This window comes from Bacillus cereus ATCC 14579 (assembly GCF_000007825.1).
GTDB lineage: Bacteria > Bacillota > Bacilli > Bacillales > Bacillaceae_G > Bacillus_A > Bacillus_A cereus.
Genome location: NC_004722.1, coordinates 3,536,140 through 3,561,907, shown reverse-complemented (window position 1 = coordinate 3,561,907; position 25,768 = coordinate 3,536,140). Strand labels below are relative to the sequence as shown.

The window sequence follows — 25,768 nt, the reverse complement described above, 5'->3', positions numbered from 1 at the left end:
AAGGTGTATAGTATGTACATATAGTAGATGGGGGATAAATCCTACTAAAATAAGAAAGTAAGAATATTTAAAGTTAAACTATTTACAAATGTGAAAAAAAGAGTAGAATAACATTAGTTGTAATTTTCAGAAAAATGAATCTTTAGTAAGGGGTCTCTCAAGGGTTGGTAATGTACATATAATTAGGGAGGGTACAAAAATGAAGAGAAAAAAGATGAAAAAGTTAACGGCAGTTGTGGTACCAGTTTTAGCGATGAGTGTTGCATTGACAGCATGTTCTGGGTCAGGTGGGGAAAAGAAAACGACTACTACATCAAATAATGGGGAAGAAAAAAAATCTGATATTAAATATGCAGCGAAACAAGTATTAAATCGTACGGAAAACCAAGAAATTCCGACGATGGATACTTCTAAATCTACTGATACATTAGGTGCGCAAATTTTAGGGAACACGATGGAAGGCCTATATCGCCTTGATAAAGATAATAAGCCAATTCCTGCTGCGGCAGAGTCTAGTACGAAAAGTGAAGATGGTAAAAAGTATACGTTTAAACTGCGAAAAGATGCAAAATGGTCAAATGGAGACCCTGTAACAGCGAAAGATTTCGTCTTCGCATGGCAGCGCTTACTTGATAAGAATACTGCGGCAGAATATGCATTTATTGCTTACTATATTAAAAATGCAGAAGCGATTAATAAAGGGGAAAAACCTGTAACTGAATTAGGAGCGAAGGCGGTAGATGATTACACGCTAGAAGTAGAATTAGAAAAACCGGTACCGTATTTCTTAAATTTATTAGCATTCCCATCATACTATCCATTAAATGAAAAATTCGTAAAAGAAAAAGGTGATAAGTACGGTTTAGAAGCAGATACAACTGTGTATAACGGTCCATTCGTTATGTCTTCATGGAAACATGAACAAGGTTGGCAGCTGAAGAAAAATGATAAGTACTGGGATAAAAAGACTGTGAAATTAGAAGAAATTAACTATAGTGTAGTAAAAGAGGTTGCAACGAAAGTAAACTTATATGATACAGGATCAATTGATTTTACATTACTATCAGGAGAGTTTGTAGATAAATATAAATCGAACAAAGAAGAATATGGTGAGTATGCGGAATCAAGTACATTCTTCTTACGTTTAAATCAAAAACGTAACGGACAAGATACACCTTTAAAGAGCAAAAAACTACGTGAAGCAATTGCATTATCAGTTGATAAAAAAGGATTGGCAAATGTAATTTTAAATAATGGATCAAAAGCAACAGATCAATTGGTTCCAAAAGGACTTGCGACAGGGCCAGATGGTAAAGATTATCAAGATACATTTAAAAATGGTCTGAAATATAATCCGAAAAAAGGAGCAGCAGCTTGGGAAGCGGCGAAAAAAGAACTTGGAAAAGATCAAGTGACAATTGAATTACTAAGTTATGATGATGGAACTGCGAAAAAGATTGCTGACTATGTAAAAGATCAAATTGAGAAAAATTTAAAAGGTGTAACGATTAATACGAAAATTCAGCCGTTCAAACAAAAATTAAAATTAGAAACTGCGCAAGATTATGAAATTTCTTATGCAGGTTGGAGTCCAGACTATGCGGATCCAATGACATTTATTGATATGTTTGAATCGAAGAGCCCGTACAACCAAATGAGTTATTCAAATCCAAAATACGATGAAATGGTAGGAAAAGCAGGTAATGAATTAATGAGTGATGCGAAAAAACGTTGGGAAACGTTAGGGAAAGCTGAAAAATTATTCCTTGAAGAAGATGCAGGGTTAGTTCCTTTATATCAAACAGGAAGATCGTACGTAATGAAACCGAATGTAAAAGGAATTGTGAAACATAACATCAGTCCAGAATATAGCTTTAAGTGGGCGTATGTAACTGAGGATGGCGGAAAAAAATAAAGTGAAAGCATTTCAAAAGTGGCTGAGCTGCTTTTGAGATGCTTTTTAGTATGTATAAGGGAATAAATCTCTTTAGCCTATTGAGAATCGGATAGGTAATTAGGAAGGTTCTATCTGAGGAAATTAGAGAGGTCAGTAAGTGGTAAGAAAGATGAATGATAGTAAGAGACCTCATGCTAATAAGAAAAATATAGAATGTAGTAATAGAGTGGAATAAGAGAAGGGATGTTTACATATAGTAGACGGGGGATAATTCATATAGTAGTTAAAACAACAAGATACTATAATAAAAAAATAAATATTTAGAAAATTTACAAAAATACTTTACAAAATTTAAAAAAACAGTAGAATATTAATTAATAAGAATTTTCTGATAACGAAAGTTAGTAGAGAATTTCTAAATGTTAATATCGTACATATAATTGGGGAGGGTACAAAAAAATGAAGAGAAAAAAGATGAAAAAATTGACAGCGGTCGTAGCACCAGTTTTAGTAATGAGTATGGCATTAACAGCTTGCTCTGGATCAGGAGATAAAGAGAAGGCAAGCACAACACCAAAAAGCGGTGAAAAAGAAGGCGGAAAGTTAGCGGCGAAGCAAGTGCTTAATTTAACAGAGTCTCAAGAGATTCCATCTATGGACTCTGCTAAAGCGACAGACCAAGTATCGTTTCTAGCTTTAAACAACGTAATGGAAGGTTTATATCGACTTGATAAAGATAATAAGGCAGCTCCAGGGGTTGCTGAATCATATAAAAAGAGTGATGATGGTAAAAAGTATACATTTACATTAAATAAAAATGCAAAATGGTCAAATGGAGACCCTGTAACAGCGAAGGATTTCGTGTTTGCTTGGAAACGTGCGGTAGATAAAAATACAGCAGCGGAATATGCATACATTATGTTTGATTTAAAGAACGCAAAAGCAATTAATGATGGGAAAGCACCACTTGATACGTTAGGTGTAAAAGCTGTAGATGATTACACATTAGAGGTAGAATTAGAAAATCCAGTTCCTTACTTTGTAGAATTAACTTCATTCGGAACATTCTATCCGTTAAATGAAAAATTCGTAAAAGAAAAAGGTGAAAAATTTGGTTTAGAAGCAGATACAACGTTATACAACGGACCATTTACATTAACAGACTGGAAACATGAAGAAGGATGGAAATTAAAGAAAAATGCACAATATTGGGATAATAAAACAGTTAAGTTAGATGAAATCAACTTTAACGTAGTAAAAGATAGCGGTACACGTGTAAACTTATATGAAAGTGGACAAATCGATCGTGCGGGACTTACATCTGAAATGGTTGACAAATATAAATCAAATCCAGACTTCTATACACAAAAAACACCATCAACGTTCTTCTTACGTTTAAACCAAAAACGTGGTGGGCAAGATACAGTATTAAAAAACAAAGATTTACGTTTAGCGATTGCAAAGGCATATGATAAAAAAGGCTTAACGAACGTTATTTTAAATGACGGATCTACACCGGCAGATTACTTAGTACCAAAAGAATTTGCGAAGAGTCCAGATGGAAAAGACTTCCGTAAAGATAACGGAGATATTTTAAAAACAGATGTGAAAAAAGCAAAAGAGCATTGGGAAAAAGCGAAAAAAGAACTTGGAAAAGAGCAAGTAACGATTGAGCTATTAAACTACGATAGCGATAATGCGAAAAAAGTAGGGGAGTTCTTAAAAGGAGAACTTGAGAAAAACTTACCAGGGTTAACAGTGAACTTGAAAAATCAACCGTTTAAACAAAAGTTAAAATTAGAATCAGATTTAGATTATGATTTATCTTACGCTGGTTGGGGCCCTGATTACTTAGATCCAATGACATTCATTGATATGTTCGTTACAAATGGTCCTCATAACCAAACTGGATATTCAAATCCAAAATATGATGAAATTGTAGAAAAAGGTAAAGGCGAGCTATTAACGAAAACGAAAGAACGTTGGGATAGCTTACTAAAAGCTGAGAAAATGTTACTTGATGATGCTGTAATTGCACCATTATATCAACGTGGTGATGCTATCGTTCAAAGACCTAAAGTAAAAGGTATTGTTCACCATCCAGTTGGTGGAGACTACAGCTATAAATGGGCATATATTACAGAGGATAAGTAAGATGAGGGGCGTACAATACGCCCTTTTTTCTATGCACTTTTCTTCCTTGCTCGAATATATAAAATAAAAAAGGGAGAATCCCATGAAGCGAAACACATACATCGATTTCCTAGCTTATTACGGAATAGGAAGCGCTCATCCTGGTGGCTTTACGTTAACAAAACAATTGTTAGCACAACTGCCTTTTAAATATGGAGCGAATGTCCTTGAGATAGGTTGCGGTACGGGGAAAACAGCGGCATATATGACAAGGGAATTTGGTTATAAAGTAACAACGGTTGAAAAGAATGAAATTATGATTCAAAAGGCAAAAGATAGATGGTTGTTTGAAGGGTTAGCTATACAATTAATTGAAGGAAATGTGGAGCATTTACCGTGTTTGAATAACTCATTTGAGTTCGTACTTGGAGAATCAATCATCGCTTTTACAGACAAAGAAAGGGTTATCTCGGAGTGTTATCGTGTATTACAGCAGGACGGTAAGCTTGTTGTCATTGAAATGATTATTGATAGGCACATTGATAAGGGTGAGGAAGAAAAAATCGCCCAATTATATGGTATGAAAGAATTATTAACGGAGAATGAGTGGGTACAATTATTTCAGAAAGCAAATTTTAAAAGAATTACAATTGCTGGCGGTGGCACGATTGCAGAAACGATCTCTGGCTATGTAGAAGAGCCAGAATGGAATGTATCCTCACATATTCCGAATGAGTTATATGAGGCGTGGGTACAGCATGAAAATATACGGCTTATGTACCAACACATTTTAGGGCATCGTATTTTTATATGTGAAAAATAAAGAAAAAGAGTTGGCTAAAGGTAGCCAACTCTTTACTATGTTAAATGAAAAATAATGCAGCTAATGTAATTCCGAAGATGAAACCAAATCCGAGTTCAACACCCCAGCCACAACCGCCGCCTCCCCAGCCGCCGCAACCACAACTACTACAACCACGACCACCACATCCGCAGCTGCTGAATCCACCACCGCATCCGAATCCACAACTATCACACCTGCTAAGGCCTCCACAAAGGTCACAACCACCGTTTGCATAAGCGTCATAGTAGCCGAATCCTGAATCAAAAGATGAGCGCTGTTGCACCGGTTCAATCCATACAGAGCTTTGTGTCACATCGATTATTTTCCCTAAATGTATACGGCCATCACGGTCTTCAATCCGAACAACTTTTCCGAAGTAACGTCGGCATGTATCATAACATTTTTGTCTATGCATGTTCTTTCCTCCTTCCGCATTACAGTAATACGATATGTAAGGGGGACAAGTGCGGCTTGTACGAATGCCCTATCTATCATAATTGTTATAGGAAAGGGGAAATATAAGAAGAGGATATATAAGGAGGAAAAGGCATGAAATCTACAGATCAGTTTCAGACACACGAAGTACCGTGGGAAGAATTTATTGAAGCGTTGCGAGAGGAAATGAAGAAGCAAGTAGGGGCAGATATTATTGATACAGTAGTTTGCAATTTAGAAGATGGTTTTGAAGTGTATACATATGTGCAGGGGGATTTAGATTTTGAATATAAGGAAGCGCTTGAGAGAAAATACGGAAGTGATGCGAAGACACCTAATGTGTTAACGATAATGTTATTAGCTAGTATTTATAATACAAGTGAAGAGAATATACGCTTGCATGCGGATCATAAAGAGAATCCGATTGTTGAAGTGTATGTAAAGCAAGGAAACACGCTGTGAAAGGCGTGTTTTTTAATTGTATGATAAAATGTTAGAAAATTAAGAAAGAAGGTGATGAATTGGGAATTAAACATCTTAATTTAACAGTTGCAGATGTAGTAGCTGCAAGAGAGTTTTTAGAAAAGTATTTTGGCTTAACTTGTAGTGGAACAAGGGGGAATGCCTTTGCAGTTATGCGTGATAATGATGGATTTATACTAACGTTAATGAAAGGAAAAGAAGTTCAGTATCCAAAAACATTTCATGTAGGATTTCCACAAGAAAGTGAAGAACAAGTAGATAAGATAAATCAAAGATTGAAGGAAGATGGATTTTTGGTCGAGCCTCCTAAGCATGCCCATGCGTATACGTTTTACGTTGAAGCACCTGGTGGATTTACAATAGAAGTGATGTGTTAAGTTAAAAATCAAACTTTTTGTCATGTGTTTTTAAAATAAAAAGTAGGAAAAGTCTGTTTTAAGCGTGGAGCTTAAACAGGCTTTTTTACTTATATAATTGGATAGAGAATGCTAGAAGGAATATTACCAAGTGTATGATCTGTTTACATAATAAAGTTATGGTGGGTTAGTTGTCCTAAAATACAAGTCATATATCTTGTTTCCTCTCATAAATTTAAACATAGGAATTTGTCTACAAAGGTGGCGAAGCCTCATCATGAAAATTCGAATTTGTGCCACATTCATGTTGTTTCTATTTATATGGTTACATCCTTTTTGGACTTTTGCAAAAGGAGAGGAGGCAAAGGAAAGGGTCGTTTCACTTGTATATGATGATTCGGGCAGCATGAGAAATAACGATCGCTGGAAATATGCCAATTATGCTTTGCAAAGTTTAGTTGCGCTATTGGATGAAAAAGATAAATTTTCTTACGTTCCAATGAGTAAGCCGAATGATCCATTAAACATTTCGTTAACGAAGGATAAAAGGCAAACAGAAATTGAGGGAATTGGAGCGTGGAAAACGTATTTAAATACTCCATTTAGCGCGGTAGAAACGGCGATGCAATCTATAAAAAAGGAAGCAGATATAGATGGAAAACGTGAATTTTGGCTTATTGTATTAACTGACGGGGCATTTAATGATTTAGAGAAAGATAAGGTTGGCGGAAAAGAACAAATTTTGCAGAAATTAGCCCAGTTTAAGAAAGAAATGGATACAAAAAAGATATCGTTACATCCAGTCTTAATTACGATGGAAGAAGATTTAGGACAACAAGAAAAAGAACAACTAAATACGTTCAAGGAAATATGGAAGAAAGAGATAAATGGTGTTACGATGCCGTCAAGCGGAGAAGATGGCATTGTAAAAAGCGTCAATCAAGTGGCAGCATTAGTTGCAAATCGTGATCCGTTCTCTTCCGTTGAATCGATTGTAAAAACGAAAGTAGTAGGGAAGAAAGTAGAGATTACAACACCATTTCCGTTAAAACGTATGACACTTGTACGACAATCGCCTTCTTTGCCCGATTATCAGGTCACACAAATTTCTAAACCATTACAATTACAATCTTCTTTTTCCATACATGCACCAGGTGAAGCGAAATTGTTCGGAAATATAGTTCATATCAGTACGGAAAATGAAGAAGTTATTAAACCAGGAACGTATACGATAGAAGTGGACCGAGATATTGAGAAAGAAGGATTACAAGTACTAGTCGAACCGGCACTTAATTATACTGTTTCTACTTATGACAAAGAGGATAAGGATAGAAAAAATGTTGAGGAGATGTATGAAGATGTGACAGCTGTTATTGAAGCAAAACCTACTGAGTTGCCAGTTCAGTCTTCTTACTTTCAGGCAGAAGTAGAAATAGACGGGAAGCAATATGCGATGAAGTGGGACGATAAAAGACATGTATTTTATTACGAAACGAAGCTTACTAAAGGATTAGTACGCGGGAAAGTTCATATGAACATAAAGGGGTTTTACAGACAGACGAAAGAATTTAAAATCGAAACAACGAAAAAGCCTAAATTATCACTTCAAACTGTCACGAAAGATTATGAAGAAAAAGTAACAAATTTAGAGAATAGTAAACCATTTATTATACAACCACAGTTAGATGATAAGCCGATGACAGAAGAGGCTGTAAAAAAACTATTAAAATCTACTGGTGTCACATCTAAACAATCAATCAACTATGAAATAAAACAGCATGGTAATCAAATTTACATTTATCCTCGACCGCATTACTCCGACACATTCAATTTTACAGATACCGGCACCGTAGAAGCTACCATCGTAGTGCAGGATTCAAAATTACCAAAAGTAAAGAAAGATATAACACTCCATATTCAAAATGCGCCGTTTTATGAAAAGTATGCGCTTATTTTTAAGTTTGTTATTCCTATCACTTTATTACTGTTAATAGTAGGAATAATCGTTTTAGGATGGATTGTCCGTCCAAGATTTCACCGGAAAGCATTATTGTATTACGAATGGGATCAAGAGGTAGCGAAAGATTGGTTATATCAATCTGAGCCAGAGTTACTCAAAAATAAATGGTGGAAACATTATTTTGGTATTCCGTATAGAGCAGAAAGAAAGACTGTGCAATCCGTTACGTTTATAGCAAAGAAAGGATCGAAATCGATATTTGTAGCGAAAGAGTCACAAGTAGTAGGAATGATTATTGATGGGATGTTTATAACAGAGGATGAGGTTGGAATGGAACATAAGACACTATATCCAAATGAACTTTTAGTAATTGATAGAGGATATGGTAAGGAGATTTACAAATACGAGTGTGAATAGTAGGTAGGGATAAGAAGGGGATGGAGTATTAATCCTCTTTCCCTTTTTTCCAACAAGCAAGAATAGGAAGGTGGTTCACATGACATTACAAGTTCCAACAATATTAATTGGTTTAGGTGGAATCGGTAGTACTGTGACGCATCAAATATATGAAAAACTGCTTGAAGAGCGCCGGAAAAAGGTAGCAATGCACGTATTTGATACAGATGTGAATACATTAAGTAAATTCGATCATATTCGAAAGTTTAAGACACAAACAAGTTCTAGTAAAACGCTTAGGGAGTATATTGCGGGAGATCCAACGATCCCAGAGTGGTTTCCGATGGATCCGACTATACTTGATAAACCATTAACAGAAGGAGCAGGACAGTTACGCGTCATTTCACGTTTAGCGTTACGTGCTGCGATGAAAGAAGATAAATTGACGTCTTTTTGGCAAGAAATCGAGAAAATCTTTCCGGTTACAAGTGATCAAACGGAATATGGTGTGCGTGTCATTATAGTAACATCACTAGCAGGCGGAACAGGTTCAGGGATGTTTCTGCAAATTGCTTTATATTTACGTGAAATGCTTCGGAAGAAATTGCAGCATCATAACATTTTAATACGCGGTGCGTTTTTAATGCCGGATGTTTTAGTAAAGACGAGAACGGTTAGCGCGAAAGAATTTGAAACGGTGCAAGCAAATGGCTATGCATCGTTAAAAGAATTACATGCTATTACGCTCGGGTCTACTGGAGAATTATCAAAACGCGGCGGTGTAACAATTGAATTAGAGTATCGCCCTGATCAAGTAGATGAAGACGGAAGAACGAATCATACAATTAAACAACATCATTTACCGTACAATTATTGTTTCTTATACGATTACGAAAACCTACATGGACACCATTTACACAATTTATCAGACTATATGGAACAGATGGCAAATACAATTTATTTACAGTTATTTAGCCCGATGTCCACAAGTCATTTTGCACAGGAAGACAATCAAATTCAGCAATTAGCAGAATCAAGCGGAAAAGGACGATATTGCGGGGCCGGAACGGCAAAGATTATTTATCCATATGAGCATGTGTTAAAATATTGTGCTTTAAAATGGGCCGTGCAAGGTTTAGATGAATCGTGGCTTCATTTAGATCAACTGTTTCAAGAGAAGAAGCAAAGATACGATCAAGATGTAAAACGTGGGATGCAACGTGAAAAGCCGGAGAGAGGTAAAAGTTATTTAGAGGACTTGGAGCATCTTGCTACCCGTCCAGAGCAAGCTCATATTTTCTATAGACAAATGTACAATGAAACACGTGAAGGAGCAGAGGGTGGTAAGCTCGGAGTTGCGAAATCAAAACTGTTTTTAGAAGCTGTAGAAAGTTATGTACAACGAACGGTGCAAAAAGATGAGGAATTAAATCGTCTGCAACATGAGTGTAAAATTTCAGCTACGAAACTGAAAATGATGGAACAGATGAAGGGTGAAGTGGCAAGAGTGGATCATGCGGTGCGTTTATATGCGTATGCGATTCCGAGCCGGGTACATGAACATGTAACGACACTTTTATATGACATGATTGAATCAGACCGCTTTTCACCAAGTGGTTCTGAAGGGCAGTCCTATCAATTAAATACATGGTTTTTAAAGAAAACAGATCCCGTTCACCCAGTAGCAGCGCGTTTTATGTTATATGAAATCCGAAAGCAGTTAGTAGAAAAAATGAATCGACTACATGAAAATAATGAACAAAAGCGTAATGTAATTCAAAATTACGATAAAAAATTTAATGTGGGTAATATTGATGGAACGGTAACGGCTGTACGCCGAGTAGAAATTGCTCAACAACAAGGCTGGTTCGGAAAAATGATTAATAATCAGCAACGTTTATTCAAAAGAGAATTTGAAGACATCGTAACGCAATATGTACACAAATTAAATGAATATCGAAAAGAAATGCTATTAGAACTTGTATATCAATCGCTATATCAAGCAGTTAATAAAATGATTCAATATTGGGAAAGGTTTTTTGATAATTTACATGAAACACGTGAAAATTTACTGTTTGAAATCCAAAAGCGCAGTAAGGAATTTGAAGGGAAAACAAACCCGACGAATGTATATGTATTAGCTGAGGAACAGCTGCAAGAAAAGATATGGCAAGATATGCAGCAACATTTAAATTTAGGTGTACTACCGAAAGATATATCAGCGGAAATTTACATGAGTTTGTACGGGGAATATTGTCGTGATGCGAAAACAGAAGAGATTCAGTCGAAAAAGGTAGAGGATTTCTACCGAGAACATATACTGAGCTATTGTTATGACGAACTGCAAGTACGCTATCGTGATAAATTAGAACTGAATATTATTGAAGCGTTGCGAAAAGAAGCAGATTATAAGAAACGTGATCGCGATGAATACGTTCGTGAAAAAATTGAAGACCTGTTCCATTTAGCTAGTCCATTCGTTCCGAAAGTTGCTCATCATAGGGAATTACAATATTGGGGTATACATCCTTCTTTAAAGAAAGAGTTGCAAGAGGAATTAATTCAAGAAATGTTTAAAGAAAAAGATACAGTACATGAAGCCTTTTCGCCATTTGAAGTGATCTGTTATCGAGCGCATTACGGCTTATCGCTGCAAGACTTTCCTAAATTATCATCAGGACATATTTCAAATGGATTTATGAATGATAAAGGTGACTATTTCCAATCGTATTATCGCCGTGTAAACAAATTAAATAGTAAAAAATCTAGTTTAACGCCGCATTTAGATAAGTATTGGCACTTACCAGCCTTTATGCCAGATTTAAATGCGACTCAAACAAAATTAGATTATGATAAATGTAATCGTGCATTACTATACGCATATATGTATCGCTGGATTAGTTTAGTTGCTGTTGATGGACAGTTTGTGTATCAATATAACGGTGTAGGACGTAGCTTTTTAATTCAGTCAATGGGGAAAAATATTTCAAGCGAAAGTTATAAATTACACAGAGCGTTGCTTCATAATCCGTTTATTTATGAAAACATCTTGTCACGATTTGAAGAAGAGGAAGAAAAGGCGATGATACAAGGTGGACATTTATATACACATCCGTTCGTATTAGGAGCCCAAGATGTAAGATGGCTTAGAAAAGAACATGTCCACAATCTTTTAGATATGATTTTAATGTATGATCGTGAAGCGAAGTATGATCCGACGTTAGAAGAAACATCAGATGAATTATTAAGACTATTCCTTGATGAAATCGAGTTGTATTTCCAGAACTATTACGGTACAGGTGCCGATATGGTGGCAAAGAAAGAGAAAGAAATGTTTATTAAACAATTGTGGGATCGCTCGCATGCGAAAGGATATGTAGATCCAAATAGCGCTCCGTATAAAAAATGGCAAAATTTATTAGGTGTTCAAGATGAAGAAGAAACGTCAAAAACGAATGTATAATGAATGAAAAGGGAATCCTTAAAAGTGGCAATACAACTTTAGAAAAGAGGGATTCTGATGCCGTTTTTAGGAAGTGTATATCAAATATTTGGGTTATATCCGGAACTTTATTATGGGATGATTTCAGCGGAGCTGCAAGAGGAAGCTCAGAAGGAGCATCTTGGAAATAGTAGTGCAGAAGCTGAAGCGGAAGAATAAAAAAAGTGCAGATGAAAATCTGCACTTTTTTGTTAGTATTAAAATGGTAAAATAACCTCAAATGAATTATTATTGCATTGTATGTAATGAAAATTGTATGAAAATCAATGTAATAAAATGTGTATGAATATTAAGGTGGAAAACAACAATGTTTTTGAGAAAATAATTATGTATAAAAATAACATTTGATACATAATCAACCGATTGTTTTTGATTGATTTATTATTGACAATATAATTAATTGTATGATAAATTCAATCAGCATTCTTAATGGTTTTTTGGTACAATTAATATTTTGAAAATTCAATACGGCATAAAGAGATTGATTTTTCTGTTTTTTTGAGGTGGGTTACTAAGTCTATAGGGGAAGTGAACTATGTATATTTTTATTTTTAAAATAGAACAGTAATAAAGAATGTAACAAGTAAGAGATAAACTTGAAAAAGAGGTTTCAAAGAAAGAGTGTGTTCATATAGAGAAGGCGATGGATTAAGAAAAGAAAAAAGTATTGAATCAAACTTTAGGAGCGATTGATCTAACTCTTTTAGGGATTGGAGCAATTATTGGTACAGGTATTTTCGTATTAACTGGTATTGTAGCAGCGAAACATGCTGGTCCGGCGATTGTATTATCTTTTGTATTAGCGGCAATTATATGTGCATGTGTAGCTTTCTGTTATGCTGAATTTGCATCTACAGTTCCAGTTTCAGGAAGTGTATATTCATATACATATATGACACTAGGTGAGATTTTTGCATTTATAGTTGGATGGTGTGTTATGCTGGAGTATTTATTAGTGACTTCTGCGGTTGCAGCAGGCTGGTCAGCATATTTTCAGTCATTGCTACTAGGTTTTAATATTCACATTCCTACGATTTTTGCTTCGGCACCAGGAATGGGGAAGGGTGGAATCATTGATTTACCAGCAGTTCTTATTATTTTAGTTGTTACATTTTTATTAAGCCGTGGTGCAAAAGAAAGTGCACGAATAAATAATATAATGGTTATTATTAAACTGGCTGTTATTGTAGGGTTTATTGTTGTAGGGACACAATATGTAAGACCAGAGAATTGGCAACCATTTCTACCGTTTGGTTTTCACGGTGTGGTAGGAGGCGCTGCTACTGTATTTTTTGCTTTTTTAGGATTTGATGCAGTTGCAACAGCCGCAGAAGAAGTGAAGCGTCCACAACGTAACGTGCCAATTGGGCTACTTGTTTCCTTGTTCATTTGTACGGTTCTATATGTAGGTGTTTCATTCGTGTTAACTGGAATGGTTCCGTTTACGGAATTAAATGTTGCTGATCCGGTTGCATATGCGTTGCGCACTGTAGGAGAAGATAGAATTGCTGGGTTGTTATCGGTCGGAGCGATAGCAGGGCTAACAACAGTTCTGTTAGTAGCTATGTTTGCATTTGTTCGTGTATCTTACTCGATGAGTCGAGATGGATTGTTACCAAAAAGACTTTCAAGTGTTCATAAACGTTTACAAACTCCATTTTTTAATACATGGGTTACAGGTATACTAGCAGCTTTATTAGCGGGATTAGTGGATTTGAATTTATTAGCTAATTTAGTGAATATGGGAACGATAACAGCGTTTGTGTTTGTATCTATAGCTGTCATTGTATTAAGAAAGACACATCCTAATATGAAGAGGCCATTCCGTGCTCCTCTAGTACCTTTTTTACCTATCGTTTCGATAGTAAGTTGTATATATTTAGCTTTGAACCTTTCTAAGCTTACTTTAATTAGTTTTGTTGCATGGATTATAGTAGGTGTTTTCATATATTTTGTATATGCTAAAAAACATAGTAATGTTAGAAATAGAAATAAAGTATAGTCCATTGAAATAATACTTGTAATGGAAATGAAAACACGCTACTTATTCATATAAGAACAAGTAGCGTGTTTTTTCTATTTAATAATCCCATTTTCTAAAATTTTAATAGTTGGTGCCACTTTCACATTAGCTTTTGAAAAGGCACTCGGCCAATCATCTTCGACTTGTTTCCATTCTTTATATTGAAACGCTCTCGCATAATCACCAAATCCGAATGGATCAAGTTGCTGTTTTTGAATGTTGTGGATTAAATCGTTCAAATCTTTGTTTAGTTGTTTTGTAATAAGAGAAGTTAATTTCTTTCTATCTTTGTCTATATCCATATTGAATGTAAGTTCAGAGACAGCAATTTTCAAATCCATTTTAACATGAAATTTGAAGTGGTTATCGCTATAATCTGTATGGATATCACGATTCATGCTAAGAACATTTATTGTTACGAAATCGCCGCCATCGGTATCTTTTAAATCACTATTACTTTCAACTGAAGTAGAAGGGATTTTCAATGTAAGCGAAACCGGTGTATTCGCTTTCTTTTGTAACAAAAGAAGAAGGGCGCTTTCATAACGATTTAATGACATTTTATAAATTCCGCGAGAAGTTAATAGCGCGGAACCAGTAACGATAACATCCTTTTTACCTTTTTTTATTTCTGAAATAGCAGGTGTTATACCTTTATTAAACGTTTGCCTGTGAAATTCATGGAATGTCGTAAAAACGGTCCGATTGTACAGTTTGTTCGTATTAATTAAATCTGTTAAATACTCGGGAAGGGCAGGCTTATCTTTAAAGTTATTATATATAACTGAAGAAATTGGACCGTCTACTGCAACCATGCGCATGTTTCCAGTGTTTTTAGGATCACGATACCAAACATCAAGGTAAGGCATAGCTCCTTCTTGTTTTAAAAAATTTGTGCTAAATAAAATGAGCTGTAACTTTTCTGTAGATACTAAACCGCCACTTGAACTATTAAACGTTGCTTTTGCTTCTCGAGGTGTACGTACTTTCGCTTCATGTGTTTCGTACTTTTTTTCTACGTCTTCATTAAAAATAGGATTCACGTGGTACACAATTAATTTTCCTTTTGCTTTTGCGTCAAAGCCGTAAATTAATGAAATCGATTGTTTTTCTAAGTCGAGTCGATCTCCACAGCCTGTTAAAAAGGTTATGAGAAAGTAAAGTATAGTGAAATGAATAAAGCGCCTCATTTAAACTCTTCTCCTTTTCCAATGCTGATAAAGTGTCATGTATAAGAGAAATACGACTGGGAATAGAAAAACGATAAAATAACTAGCAGTTCCCCAAAATTCCCGCAACGCACTTATCTGATAAGAAGAAGGGATATAAAAGAATAAGATGAAAATACACCCGAATAATAAAACATAAATAGGTAATGAACTGCCTTTTTTGTTAAGAAATTGATTAATTCCATCTGAAGCAGTGAAAATATAAGGAATACAGGAATCAAAAATAATAAAGAGATAAAATGACAAAAAGATAATTTCAAATCGCTCAAGAAATGAGAAGTGAAACGGTGTAACAAGAGAAAGAGTCGGCCATAAAAACTTTGTTATACCATCTGGACTAAAATAAACAAAAGAGACAAAGGTGACTTGAAGATAAATAAATAGCGTAATCAAATTCGCAAGAACAATTCCTTTTTTTGCAGATGATTTATTACTGAGATAAGGATAAAGGACAAATGCAAACTCAAATCCGAGAAACGCAATGATAGTTGATTTTACTGTGTTTAAAACTGGTATCCAGCCTTCTTTAAGAAGAGGAAGAAGATAAATCCAATGCCCATCTTTAAGCGGAATAAACAATAGAAAAGGCATCCATAGTGTGAAAAATACAGTGAAAACAGCATAGCGACTTATAATAAGAACGCCTTTACATGCTAGCATTAACATTGGAATAGATAGTAAAATCATAATTAAAAACATTGGAGTTCTAGGTAAAATCCAAATGTGAATAACGTATAAGAGGGAAAAAATTAAGGAAATAGCTGCAAGGACAGCATATAAAATCCAAAAAATCATTCCTACTCTTCCTAGCCACTTCCCAAGATAACGAGTTAGCACATCGAGTAAAGTATATTCAGGATGCTTTTCCATAATTTTCACAATACATAAACTGACTAAAGTAGTGAGAGCACATCCAATAATAATAGACATCCAGCCATCTGTATTTGCCCCTTGTGCAACTTCACGCGGAAGTGTAAGGACACCGAATCCTACTTGAACACCACTAATCGTTAAAATGTATTGAAATAAACTAATCTCCCTCTTTGCACGTTTTGTCACTTATTATCCTCCTTTTCCTCAACATCTCTTTGCCGGTTATCTTGTTTTAATTGTAGAGATAGTGGCCGTTTCTTCATAATTTTCCATGGGAAACGTACAAGGGTATCTTTTAAATCCGAAGCAAATAACGGAGAAAAAGGACTACCATAAGGAACACCGAGAGATTCCATAGAAAGTATATGAATAATAATGATCGCCATCCCAACCATAATTCCAATGACGCCAAATAAAGAGGCGGCTATCATCATTGGGAATCGAAGAAGCCGAATTCCTGCTGACATTTCTAAGTTAGGAATAATGAAGGAGGCAACCGCAGTAATTGATACGACGATAACCATAACGTTACTAACAATCCCAGCTTGAACGGCAGCTTGTCCAATTACAATTCCTCCTACGACGCCGATTGTTTGCCCAACAGGTCCAGGAAGCCGAATCGCTGCTTCTCGGAGCATTTCGAGAACTAATTCCATTAATAAAGCTTCTAATATGGGAGGAAAAGGAATTTTGGCTCGAGATTCTCCAATCGTTAACAACAATTTGAGCGGAATCACTTCATAATGGAAGGAAATCATAGCAATATAAAGAGCAGGAGCAAATATTGCAATAAATAGCCCAGTGAAACGAAGGAGTCGTATAAAAGATGGAATCATAGGTCTGAAGCTGTAATCATCTATCGTCTGAAAAAAGGATGAAAAGGTCATAGGTCCTATTAATACGCCTGGTGAGCGATCTACAACAACGGCAATTCGCCCATCAAGAATATGATGTGCTGTTGTGTCGGGGCGTTCAGTTATTGATAATTGCGGAAAGAGAGTAAATGAATTATCTTCAACAAACCCCTCTAATTCACCAGTAGTAAGAATCGCATCAACTTTTACTGACTCGATACGGGATGCCATTTCTTTTACGACATTTTCGTTCGCAACATCTGCTAGATAAAGCAAAAAAACCTTTGAAGTAGCTCGTTCACCAACAGTGAATTCCTTCACTTTCAGTTCGCGATTTGGAATATATCGACGAATAAGTGCAAGGCTGTCGCTCGCTACTTCATTAAATCCTTCGTGTGAGCTTTTTATGGAGCTCTCTGTTGTAGGTTCTTCAATACTCCTTTTTGGTGCCGCTTGCGTATCGAGCTCTAAAGCGGATAGTTGTCCGTTTATAAATAAAATACTTTTGCCGTGTAAAAGAGATTGTTCAATGTCTGCCCACTGTTGAACTTTTTTAATATTTCCGATAGAAACAGAGGCTTTCCAAAAATCGTCTTCATTCCACTCTTTAAATAAGAGAGGACGAAGAATGTTTACGTTAATAACAGTTTTGTCTACAAGTCCTTCCATATATATGAGTGCAGCTTCCTGTCCGTTTTTTAATGGAAAAGTGCGTGTTATTAATTCTGGAATACCGCTAAACAGTTTGGACAAGTGCTTTAAATTAAGGGAAAGGGAAGAAGAGATAGATTTATTTAATGCGTAATCAGCTTGCTCTTGGGTAGAAAGAGATTTTTCACCACGAATCCATTTATTAAAAGACCCCATTTGTTCGCTTACTCCTTGTTATGTTTTATCCCGATTGGTGAGGGCTGATAATCAGTGGGGGATGAAGAAAACCCCCCACTGATTAAAGTTTCACTTTATATGGGTTATTATGGATAGTTACAAGCTGACATATGCGTAGTTTAAATTTTATATTGTATATTTTTAACTGTAACGCTATAATTATAGTGTTAAAGATGGAATCGTGATATGACCTGTTATGACTCTATCGTTTTATTTATGAATAAATGGATTGGTATTTTAGCAAGATGTGCTAATAAACTACTCCACCATGATAATAACGTGCCGAAATGTGGTGCGTATATTTTCGTGGTGGAGTTTTTTTATTCTCAAAAAGGGGGAAAGACCATGAATAACAACATGGTTCATATTACAATTGACGGAAAAAAGTATACAGCGGAGCCCGGTTCAACGATATTGGGTGTTATTAATGAGAACGGGATTGAACATCCGCAAATTTGTTACGTGCCAGAAGTAGATCCTATTCAAACATGTGACACTTGTATTGTAGAAGTTGACGGAAAGTTAATGCGTTCTTGTTCGACGATAGCAACGGAAGGTATGAACATTGAACGTGCTTCTGTTCGCGCAAAAGAAGCACAAACAGAGGCGATGGATCGGTTACTAGAAAATCATTTATTATACTGTACAGTATGTGACAACAACAATGGGAACTGTAAACTGCATAATACAGCAGAATTAATGGAAATTGAACATCAAAAATATCCGTATGAACCGAAAGTAGATGTAAGTGAAGTTGATATGACGCATCCGTTTTATCGCTATGATCCTAATCAATGTATTGCATGCGGTCAATGCGTTGAGGTGTGTCAAAACTTACAAGTAAATGAAACGTTATCGATAGACTGGGAAGCGGAACGCCCACGAGTTATTTGGGATGAAGGAGTAAATATTAATGATTCTTCATGCGTTAGCTGTGGTCAATGTGTAACGATTTGTCCTTGTAACGCTTTAATGGAGAAAACGATGCTCGGTGAAGCTGGATTTATGACGGGATTAAAACCAGATATTCTTGAACCGATGGTAGATTTAATTAAAGAAGTTGAGCCTGGATATAGCGGTATTTTTGCGGTATCAGAAGTGGAAGCGGCCATGCGTGATACTCGTACGAAGAAAACGAAAACAGTATGTACATTTTGTGGTGTAGGTTGTTCGTTTGAAGTGTGGACGAAGGGGCGTAAAATTCTTAAAGTACAGCCATCTTCAGATGCACCAGTTAACGCAATTTCCACTTGTGTAAAAAGGAAATTTGGTTGGGATTTCGTAAATTCTAAAGAACGAATAACAAAACCTTTAATTCGTAAAAATGGAACGTTTGTTGAATCTACATGGGAAGAAGCACTGAATGTAGTTGCAAATAAATTAGGCGCTATTAAAGAAGAGTACGGTAAAGGTTCTATCGGATTTATTTCTTCCTCTAAAATTACAAATGAAGACAATTATGTAATTCAAAAATTAGCTCGACAAGTATTTGGAACGAATAATATTGATAACTGCTCACGTTATTGCCAATCACCAGCAACGGATGGTTTGTTCCGTACAATTGGTATGGGCGGTGATGCCGGAACGATTAAAGATATTGCGCAATCTGGTCTTGTTATTATTGTAGGATGTAATCCGACAGAAGGTCATCCTGTTCTAGCTACACGTATTAAACGTGCACATAAATTACACGGACAAAAGTTAATTGTAGCTGATCTTCGTAAAACCGAAATGGCAGAGCGATCAGATGTCTTTATTAGTCCAAAACAAGGAACAGATCAAGTTTGGTTAATGGCTGTTACGAAATATATGATTGATCAAGGTTGGCATGATCAGGAATTCATTAATGAGAATGTAAACTTCTTTGAAGATTTCAAAGAAAGCCTAGAGGAATATACACTTGAATATGCAGAAGAAGTAACAGGCATTTCAAAAGAAACGCTTATTCAAATGGCTGAAATGATTCGTGATGCAGATGGTACATGTATCCTTTGGGGTATGGGGGTAACGCAAAATACAGGTGGTTCTGATACTTCCGCTGCAATTTCAAACTTACTTCTTGCAACAGGGAACTACCGTCGTCCAGGAGCAGGCGCATACCCACTTCGAGGCCACAATAACGTACAAGGTGCTTGTGATATGGGTACTTTACCAGGATGGCTTCCAGGATATCAGCACGTTACTAACGAAATGGAACGTGCGAAATTTGAAACTGCTTACGGAGTGAAAATTGATAGTGAACCAGGTCTTAATAATATCGAAATGCTTCACGCAATTGACGAAGGAAAAATGAAAGCAATGTATCTTGTCGGAGAAGATATGGCTCTTGTAGATTCTAATGCAAATCATGTACATGAAGTGTTATCGAGCCTTGATTTCTTCGTTGTGCAAGATGTTTTCCTTTCTAAAACTGCTCAATATGCAGATGTTGTATTACCAGCAGCGCCATCTCTTGAGAAAGAAGGTACTTTCACAAATACAGAGCGCCGTGTCCAAAGATTATATCAAGTTCTTCCTACGCTAGGAGATGCGAAACCAGACTGGTGGATCGTCCAGGAAGTTGCGAATAAACTAGGTGCAAACTGGAATTATAGCCACCCAAGTGAAATTTTTGCTGAGATGGCAAGTTTATCACCATTGTTCTCGCAAGCGAACTATGAAGTGCTTGAAGGATGGAACAGTTTCCATTGGGGAAGTTTTGATGGAACGAATACACCACTTCTGTTCCAAGACGGATTTAACTTCCCAGATAAAAAGGCTCGTTTTGCGATTGCTGACTGGGTACGTCCAGCTGAATTTCCAGCTGAGTTTGACCTTCACATTAACAACGGTCGTATGCTTGAGCATTTCCATGAAGGGAATATGACAAATAAATCAACAGGTATTCAAACGAAAGTACCTGGTGTTTTCGTAGAAATCTCTCCAGATCTTGCAAAAGAACGTGGCGTAAAAACAGGTTCGTTAGTTCGTCTTGTCTCTCCTTTTGGAGCATTAAAATTACGTGCACTCGTTACAGATCGTGTAAAAGCGAATGAGTTATATTTACCGATGAACTCTACAGATAACGAAACGGCAATTAATTTCTTAACAGGTCCTGCTGTGGATGTACGTACGAATACACCTGCGTATAAACAAACAAAAGTACGTATGGAAGTATTAGAAGTTGATGGCGAAAATCCGATGCCAAAAGCGAACCCACGCAATAAAAAACGTCACCCTCAAGCTGGAATTGAGGTACATCGTAAGTGGGCACGTCCAGGGTATGTGCATTTAACGGATAAGTAGGAGGAGAAAACTATGGCTGCACCTATAAAAATGATTCAAAAACAAGAATTAACTGAGGAAGAAATAAAACAGCAAAAGTTAGATGATTTAAAAGAGCTTCTAACTAATAATGAAGAAGCTCTAAATCAGATGTTTAATATAGTAGGGGAATTAAATGACATTGGAATGCTAGAAGCTGCAAATTCAATGCTAAAAGCGAAAGAACCAATTGCGAAAATTGTTCTAGGTCAAGTAACTCGTGAGCCTGTTACAAATTTAATTAATAATATGATGGGCGCTGCAGGTGCGTTAACTGAACTTGACCCAGAACTTACGAAAAAGCTTATAGGTAGTTTATTAGTCGGGCTAGAAGAAGGTAATGAACATCTAGAAAGTAATAAAAAAGTAGGGGTATTCGATCTTATGAAAGTATTGAAAGACCCAGATATTAACCGTGCTATCGGGTTTGGGCTTCATTTCTTAAAAGGTATGGGGAAAGGGTTAAAAGGCGAATAAACTTCATGAAGTGAACCTTTCCGCCCAAATATTTGTAGGAAATAGTTTGGGCGGAAGGCTCATTTTGGTAAAATATATAATAGAGTAAAATGAGGCTTTTGGGAGGTATAATTGTATGTCAAAAAAAGTACATGAATTTAATGATATGATACGAAAACTTCGAAAGGAACTTTTCGGAAAAGGACCAGAACGAATTCATACTGTTTTTGCGGAAAATATGGCTATAGCGACTCTTTATGGAAACTTAACACCTACTGAAAAATTTATTTCAAGTACGATGGACGGTGCGGAAATGGTTCATATGGCTAGAACGAAAATGATTCAAGAAGTGTATGCTGCGAATTCCCGTGAACATTTGGAGGAACTTGTTGGAGCGAAATTAGTGAATTTGTTTTCAGATATGAAAGTAGAAGAAGATATTGCAGTTTCTGTATTTGTTTTTGATAAAAATATAACGTGAGAGAAGGATACTGATCGTGAAACCGATACAGGTAGAAAGAGAAATCTTTCGTTATGAACAAGGAGCAATTAAACATATAGAGGACAGCATTGTAACAGAGTTTCCTGTCACCATTAAAATGAACGGACAGGAGTTTGTTACAATGGTTAGTACTCCAGAATATATAGAAGATATGGTAATAGGCTTCTTAGCGTCTGAAGGAATCATTCGGAAGTATGAAGACATTGATAGTGTATGGGTGCAGGAGAAAGAAGGATTTGTGCATGTAACAACGACAAAAGTAAATCCGTATTATGAACAAATGCAAAATAAACGCTATATTACGTCTTGTTGTGGTATGAGTAGGCAAGGGTTTGTTTTTGCAAATGATGCACTAAGTGCAAAAAAAATGAAGGGTGTCCATGTACAGGTTGCTGCCGATGATTGTTTTCGGTTAATGAAAGAAATGCAGCAATCTGCGGATACGTTTCATCGTACTGGTGGGGTTCATAATGCAGCTTTATGTGATGTTAATGGTATTATTTTAAGCCGAATGGATATTGGTAGGCATAATGCACTAGACAAAATTTACGGTTATTGTTTAAGAAACGATATTTCTATAAAAGATAAAATCATTGTTTTTAGTGGTCGTATTTCTTCGGAAATATTATTGAAAGTTGCAAAAATCGGTTGTGAAATTATACTATCAAAATCAGCTCCAACTGAGTTAGCTTTGCAACTAGCGGAAGATTTAGGTATTACGACAATAGGATTTATTCGTAATCACTCCTTAAATGTATATACCCATCCAGAACGTGTTTTAAATATAAAATAAAAGTGAGGCAATGAAGATGAAATCAGTTACATTAGACAAGTTGCAACGTCCGTTAAAGGATTTACGTATTTCAGTTACTGATCGCTGTAATTTTCGCTGCCGATATTGTATGCCAGAAGAAATATTTGGTCCTGATTACTCGTTTTTGTCTAATGATAAAATTTTATCTTTTGATGAAATTGAAAGGATAACACGTATTTTCGTTTCTTTAGGTGTGAGAAAATTACGGATTACAGGCGGAGAACCGTTACTTCGAAGAGGGCTTCCAAAGCTTATTGAGCGCCTTAATAAAATTGATGGTGTAGAAGATATCGGTTTAACAACCAATGGATCGTTACTTAAAAAGTTTGCTCCTGATTTATATAAGGCGGGACTATCACGTGTAACAGTTAGCTTAGATTCCTTAGAAGAAGAGCGGTTTTTCTATTTAAATGGTAATAGGAGCAAAGTGCAAAGGGTTCTGGAAGGAATACAGGCTGCAGCTGAAGTTGGAATGAAAATTAAAATAAACATGGTCGTTCAAAAGGGAAAAAACGAACAGGACATTTTGCAGATGGCGCAATATTTTAAGGAAAATAAGCATATTCTTCGTTTTATTGAGTATATGGATGTTGGAAATTATAATGGTTGGGATTTAAAAGAGGTCGTCTCTAAACAAGAAATAGTAGATACGATTCATCAAGTTATGCCGTTAGAACGGATAGAAGCAAATTATTCTGGTGAAGTGGCTACTAGGTATCGTTATATAGGAAGCGATGAGGAAATAGGTATTATTTCATCAGTAACAGATTCTTTTTGCTCATCATGTACGAGAGCTCGTATTTCTGCAGAAGGAAAATTATATACTTGCTTATTTGCTTCTAAAGGAAATGATTTAAGAGAATTGCTTCGTTCTGAACATACAGATGAGGACATTACAGATGTAGTACGCGATATATGGAATAATAGGGAAGATCGTTATTCAGATGAACGCTTAAATCATACAAATAAGAAAACAATACCTAAAATTGAAATGTCACATATCGGTGGTTAATATATAAAGCTAGCGTCATAGTGAAAAATGGAAAATTTACAAGAGTTGTGGATTTTCTATTTTATAGTAAAAGTGATGATTGATATCTCTGTAAAAGATGTGCAGAGAAATTAAGCAGCATTCAAAAACCTTTATTTTGAGGAGGTTTTTTGAAGCTGCTTTTTTATTTGGAGAAAATGGAGGAATGGGTAATGGCATTTCATAAGCCGGAACAAATTGCTGAGCTTGTCATTGAGGCCGGTGTTCAAAAAGTAAGACAGACATTGCCAGCGATGCTTATTCTCGGTTTTTTAGGAGGAGCGTTTATTGCGATAGGTTTTTTACTTAACATTCGAGTTTTAGGGAATTTACCTGAGCGCTGGGGAAGTCTAGTGAATGTTTTAGGAGGAGCGGTATTTCCTGTTGGACTCATGCTCGTAGTATTAGCAGGAGGAGAATTAATTACGGGAAATATGATGTCACTGTCTATGGCGCTTTATGCAAAGAAAATTACATTGATAAGTGTACTGAATAACTGGGTTTGGATTACTCTCATGAACTTTATTGGGGCAATTTTCGTTGCGTATTGCTTTGGACATCTTGGCGGATTAACAGAGGGAGAGTATTTAAATAAAACGGTAGCGATAGCGGAAGGGAAGTTACATGAATCATTTGGGAGAACTTTGATTTTAGCAATTGGTTGTAATTGGCTCGTTTGTCTTGCTCTTTGGCTCGCTTACGGGACGAGTGATTTTGTCGGGAAAATCATCGGAATTTGGATTCCAATTATGGCATTTGTAGTGATTGGATTTCAGCAAGTAGTAGCAAATATGTTTGTCATTTCCGCTGTTATTTTTGCTGGTCATCTAACGTGGATGGATCTGGCTAAAAATTTTGTTCCTGTTTTTATCGGAAATGTAATTGGAGGAGCTGGGTTTGTTGGTTTTGCTTACTTTGCTTGTTATCAGAAACAACATTCTAATATGAAATAGAGTTCTTGAGAGGAAGGGTATGTAATGGCTGATCGGTATTCACGACAACAGTTGTTCAAACCAATTGGGAGTAAAGGACAAGAAAAAATTCGAAATAAACATGTGTTAATTGTAGGGGCAGGCGCATTAGGAAGTGCAAGTGCCGAAAGTTTCGTACGTGCAGGTGTTGGTAAGTTGACGATTATCGATCGTGACTACGTTGAATGGAGTAATTTACAAAGGCAACAATTGTACTCTGAACAAGATGCGAGAGAGAAAATGCCGAAAGCAATTGCTGCAAAAAATCGGCTAGAACAAATTAATTCGGAAGTACAAATACATGCTTTCGTAATGGATGCAACTTCAGAAAATATGGAAGGTCTATTAAAAAATGTAGATGTAATCATTGATGCAACAGATAATTTTGATATTCGATTTGTAATAAATGATTTATCACAAAAACATAATATTCCGTGGGTATATGGTTCTTGCGTTGGATCATATGGTATTGAGTTATATAATTATTCCGCAAGAGACACCGTGTTTACATTGTATGCTGAAAAATATCCCTGTTACAGGTGTGACGTGTGATACTGCTGGGATTATTAGCCCGACTGTTCAAATCGTCGCAGCATATCAAGTGGCAGAAGCGCTCAAAATTTTAGTGGAAGATTTCTCAGCAATTAGAAAAACATTTTTCATGTTTGATATATGGAGTAATCAAAATCATTTTATAAAATTAGGGAAAATAAAAACAGACGCTTGTCTCTCATGCGGTTTGAATCGAACTTATCCTTATTTATCATACGAAAATCAAACGAAAGCAGCTGTTCTATGCGGAAGAAATACAGTTCAAAT

19 protein-coding genes and 1 pseudogene are annotated in these 25,768 nt (G+C 36.0%); 16 read left to right on the top strand and 4 right to left on the bottom strand.

The features are described 5' to 3' along the window. Window positions 1-199 precede the first annotated feature (199 nt). The 3 genes from BC_RS17880 (at window position 200) to BC_RS17870 (ending at window position 4,853) form a co-directional block, all read left to right on the top strand. Window positions 200-1,915 carry a peptide ABC transporter substrate-binding protein gene (locus BC_RS17880; RefSeq protein ID WP_000823465.1) on the top strand — a complete coding sequence of 572 codons (1,716 nt, stop codon included), beginning with the start codon at window positions 200-202 and terminating at the stop codon, window positions 1,913-1,915. 441 nt (window positions 1,916-2,356) lie between these two features. Then, window positions 2,357-4,051, top strand: a complete 1,695-nt coding sequence (locus BC_RS17875) for a peptide ABC transporter substrate-binding protein (RefSeq protein WP_000823440.1) — start codon at window positions 2,357-2,359, stop codon at window positions 4,049-4,051. An 82-nt stretch (window positions 4,052-4,133) separates the two neighbouring features. Continuing rightward, a complete protein-coding gene (locus BC_RS17870) occupies window positions 4,134-4,853 on the top strand; it encodes a class I SAM-dependent methyltransferase (protein ID WP_000828243.1) in 720 nt (239 codons plus the stop codon). 40 nt (window positions 4,854-4,893) lie between these two features. Here the strand turns inward: BC_RS17870 and BC_RS17865 are convergent, their stop codons facing one another. Beyond that, a complete protein-coding gene (locus BC_RS17865; RefSeq protein WP_000555000.1) occupies window positions 4,894-5,289 on the bottom strand; it encodes a hypothetical protein in 396 nt (131 codons plus the stop codon). A gap of 134 nt (window positions 5,290-5,423) precedes the next feature. Here BC_RS17865 and BC_RS17860 point away from each other — a divergent pair, with 134 nt between their 5' ends. The 6 genes from BC_RS17860 to BC_RS17835 all read left to right on the top strand — a co-directional run bounded on the left by BC_RS17860 (window position 5,424) and on the right by BC_RS17835 (window position 14,008). After that, complete coding sequence (locus tag BC_RS17860) at window positions 5,424-5,771, top strand: hypothetical protein (RefSeq protein WP_000842881.1); 348 nt, start codon at window positions 5,424-5,426, stop codon at window positions 5,769-5,771. Between the two features lie 59 nt (window positions 5,772-5,830). Beyond that, entirely contained in the window at window positions 5,831-6,169 is a 339-nt protein-coding gene (locus BC_RS17855) for a VOC family protein (RefSeq protein WP_000511515.1), read from the top strand. Window positions 6,170-6,425: 256 nt separating this feature from the next. Then, window positions 6,426-8,525 (top strand): vWA domain-containing protein, encoded by a 2,100-nt coding sequence (locus BC_RS17850; protein ID WP_000702089.1) that lies wholly within the window; start codon window positions 6,426-6,428, stop codon window positions 8,523-8,525. A 79-nt stretch (window positions 8,526-8,604) separates the two neighbouring features. Continuing rightward, window positions 8,605-11,967, top strand: coding sequence for a tubulin-like doman-containing protein (locus tag BC_RS17845; protein ID WP_000175100.1), 3,363 nt, complete (start codon window positions 8,605-8,607; stop codon window positions 11,965-11,967). A 57-nt stretch (window positions 11,968-12,024) separates the two neighbouring features. After that, window positions 12,025-12,165, top strand: a complete 141-nt coding sequence (locus tag BC_RS17840; RefSeq protein WP_001116195.1) for a hypothetical protein — start codon at window positions 12,025-12,027, stop codon at window positions 12,163-12,165. A 508-nt stretch (window positions 12,166-12,673) separates the two neighbouring features. Continuing rightward, the gene (locus tag BC_RS17835) at window positions 12,674-14,008 is read left to right on the top strand and encodes an amino acid permease (protein WP_001076971.1); all 1,335 of its coding nucleotides are present in this window, start codon (window positions 12,674-12,676) and stop codon (window positions 14,006-14,008) included. A gap of 74 nt (window positions 14,009-14,082) precedes the next feature. Here the strand turns inward: BC_RS17835 and gerSC are convergent, their stop codons facing one another. The 3 genes from gerSC to BC_RS17820 are packed head-to-tail and all read right to left on the bottom strand — an operon-like array spanning window position 14,083 to window position 17,852. Next, a complete protein-coding gene (gene gerSC, locus BC_RS17830) occupies window positions 14,083-15,219 on the bottom strand; it encodes a spore germination protein GerSC (RefSeq protein ID WP_001252213.1) in 1,137 nt (378 codons plus the stop codon). Further along, window positions 15,220-16,317 carry an endospore germination permease gene (locus BC_RS17825; RefSeq protein ID WP_000166516.1) on the bottom strand — a complete coding sequence of 366 codons (1,098 nt, stop codon included), beginning with the start codon at window positions 16,315-16,317 and terminating at the stop codon, window positions 15,220-15,222. It abuts the gene before it with no gap. Further along, window positions 16,314-17,852 carry a spore germination protein gene (locus BC_RS17820; RefSeq protein ID WP_000534525.1) on the bottom strand — a complete coding sequence of 513 codons (1,539 nt, stop codon included), beginning with the start codon at window positions 17,850-17,852 and terminating at the stop codon, window positions 16,314-16,316. Before BC_RS17820 ends, BC_RS17825 begins: the two co-directional genes overlap by 4 nt. A 366-nt stretch (window positions 17,853-18,218) precedes the next feature. Between BC_RS17820 and fdhF the strand changes: the two genes are divergently transcribed. From fdhF to BC_RS28465, 7 genes and pseudogenes are all read left to right on the top strand, one after another. After that, complete coding sequence (gene fdhF / locus BC_RS17815) at window positions 18,219-21,158, top strand: formate dehydrogenase subunit alpha (protein WP_001063639.1); 2,940 nt, start codon at window positions 18,219-18,221, stop codon at window positions 21,156-21,158. A 12-nt stretch (window positions 21,159-21,170) separates the two neighbouring features. Continuing rightward, entirely contained in the window at window positions 21,171-21,653 is a 483-nt protein-coding gene (locus BC_RS17810; protein WP_000729898.1) for a DUF1641 domain-containing protein, read from the top strand. 115 nt (window positions 21,654-21,768) lie between these two features. Further along, window positions 21,769-22,113, top strand: a complete 345-nt coding sequence (locus BC_RS17805; protein ID WP_000039582.1) for a DUF2294 domain-containing protein — start codon at window positions 21,769-21,771, stop codon at window positions 22,111-22,113. A 16-nt stretch (window positions 22,114-22,129) separates the two neighbouring features. Then, window positions 22,130-22,927, top strand: a complete 798-nt coding sequence (gene fdhD / locus BC_RS17800; RefSeq protein ID WP_000802695.1) for a formate dehydrogenase accessory sulfurtransferase FdhD — start codon at window positions 22,130-22,132, stop codon at window positions 22,925-22,927. 16 nt (window positions 22,928-22,943) lie between these two features. Continuing rightward, a complete protein-coding gene (gene moaA, locus BC_RS17795) occupies window positions 22,944-23,960 on the top strand; it encodes a GTP 3',8-cyclase MoaA (RefSeq protein WP_000844124.1) in 1,017 nt (338 codons plus the stop codon). A gap of 191 nt (window positions 23,961-24,151) precedes the next feature. After that, window positions 24,152-24,931, top strand: a complete 780-nt coding sequence (locus tag BC_RS17790) for a formate/nitrite transporter family protein (protein WP_000863998.1) — start codon at window positions 24,152-24,154, stop codon at window positions 24,929-24,931. A gap of 24 nt (window positions 24,932-24,955) precedes the next feature. Then, window positions 24,956-25,616: pseudogene (locus BC_RS28465) on the top strand (ThiF family adenylyltransferase); the annotation flags it as partial. Between the last annotated feature and the right edge of the window lie 152 nt (window positions 25,617-25,768).

What these genes read in the sequence shown, in the direction of transcription:
- BC_RS17880 (WP_000823465.1), top strand. Translation starts at nt 200, where the DNA reads ATGAAGAGAAAAAAGATGAAAAAGTTAACGGCAGTTGTGGTACCAGTT.
- BC_RS17875 (WP_000823440.1), top strand. Translation starts at nt 2,357, where the DNA reads ATGAAGAGAAAAAAGATGAAAAAATTGACAGCGGTCGTAGCACCAGTT.
- BC_RS17870 (WP_000828243.1), top strand. Translation starts at nt 4,134, where the DNA reads ATGAAGCGAAACACATACATCGATTTCCTAGCTTATTACGGAATAGGA.
- BC_RS17865 (WP_000555000.1), bottom strand. Translation starts at nt 5,289, where the DNA reads ATGCATAGACAAAAATGTTATGATACATGCCGACGTTACTTCGGAAAA.
- BC_RS17860 (WP_000842881.1), top strand. Translation starts at nt 5,424, where the DNA reads ATGAAATCTACAGATCAGTTTCAGACACACGAAGTACCGTGGGAAGAA.
- BC_RS17850 (WP_000702089.1), top strand. Translation starts at nt 6,426, where the DNA reads ATGAAAATTCGAATTTGTGCCACATTCATGTTGTTTCTATTTATATGG.
- BC_RS17845 (WP_000175100.1), top strand. Translation starts at nt 8,605, where the DNA reads ATGACATTACAAGTTCCAACAATATTAATTGGTTTAGGTGGAATCGGT.
- BC_RS17840 (WP_001116195.1), top strand. Translation starts at nt 12,025, where the DNA reads ATGCCGTTTTTAGGAAGTGTATATCAAATATTTGGGTTATATCCGGAA.
- gerSC (WP_001252213.1), bottom strand. Translation starts at nt 15,219, where the DNA reads ATGAGGCGCTTTATTCATTTCACTATACTTTACTTTCTCATAACCTTT.
- BC_RS17820 (WP_000534525.1), bottom strand. Translation starts at nt 17,852, where the DNA reads ATGGGGTCTTTTAATAAATGGATTCGTGGTGAAAAATCTCTTTCTACC.
- fdhF (WP_001063639.1), top strand. Translation starts at nt 18,219, where the DNA reads ATGAATAACAACATGGTTCATATTACAATTGACGGAAAAAAGTATACA.
- BC_RS17810 (WP_000729898.1), top strand. Translation starts at nt 21,171, where the DNA reads ATGGCTGCACCTATAAAAATGATTCAAAAACAAGAATTAACTGAGGAA.
- BC_RS17805 (WP_000039582.1), top strand. Translation starts at nt 21,769, where the DNA reads ATGTCAAAAAAAGTACATGAATTTAATGATATGATACGAAAACTTCGA.
- moaA (WP_000844124.1), top strand. Translation starts at nt 22,944, where the DNA reads ATGAAATCAGTTACATTAGACAAGTTGCAACGTCCGTTAAAGGATTTA.
- BC_RS17790 (WP_000863998.1), top strand. Translation starts at nt 24,152, where the DNA reads ATGGCATTTCATAAGCCGGAACAAATTGCTGAGCTTGTCATTGAGGCC.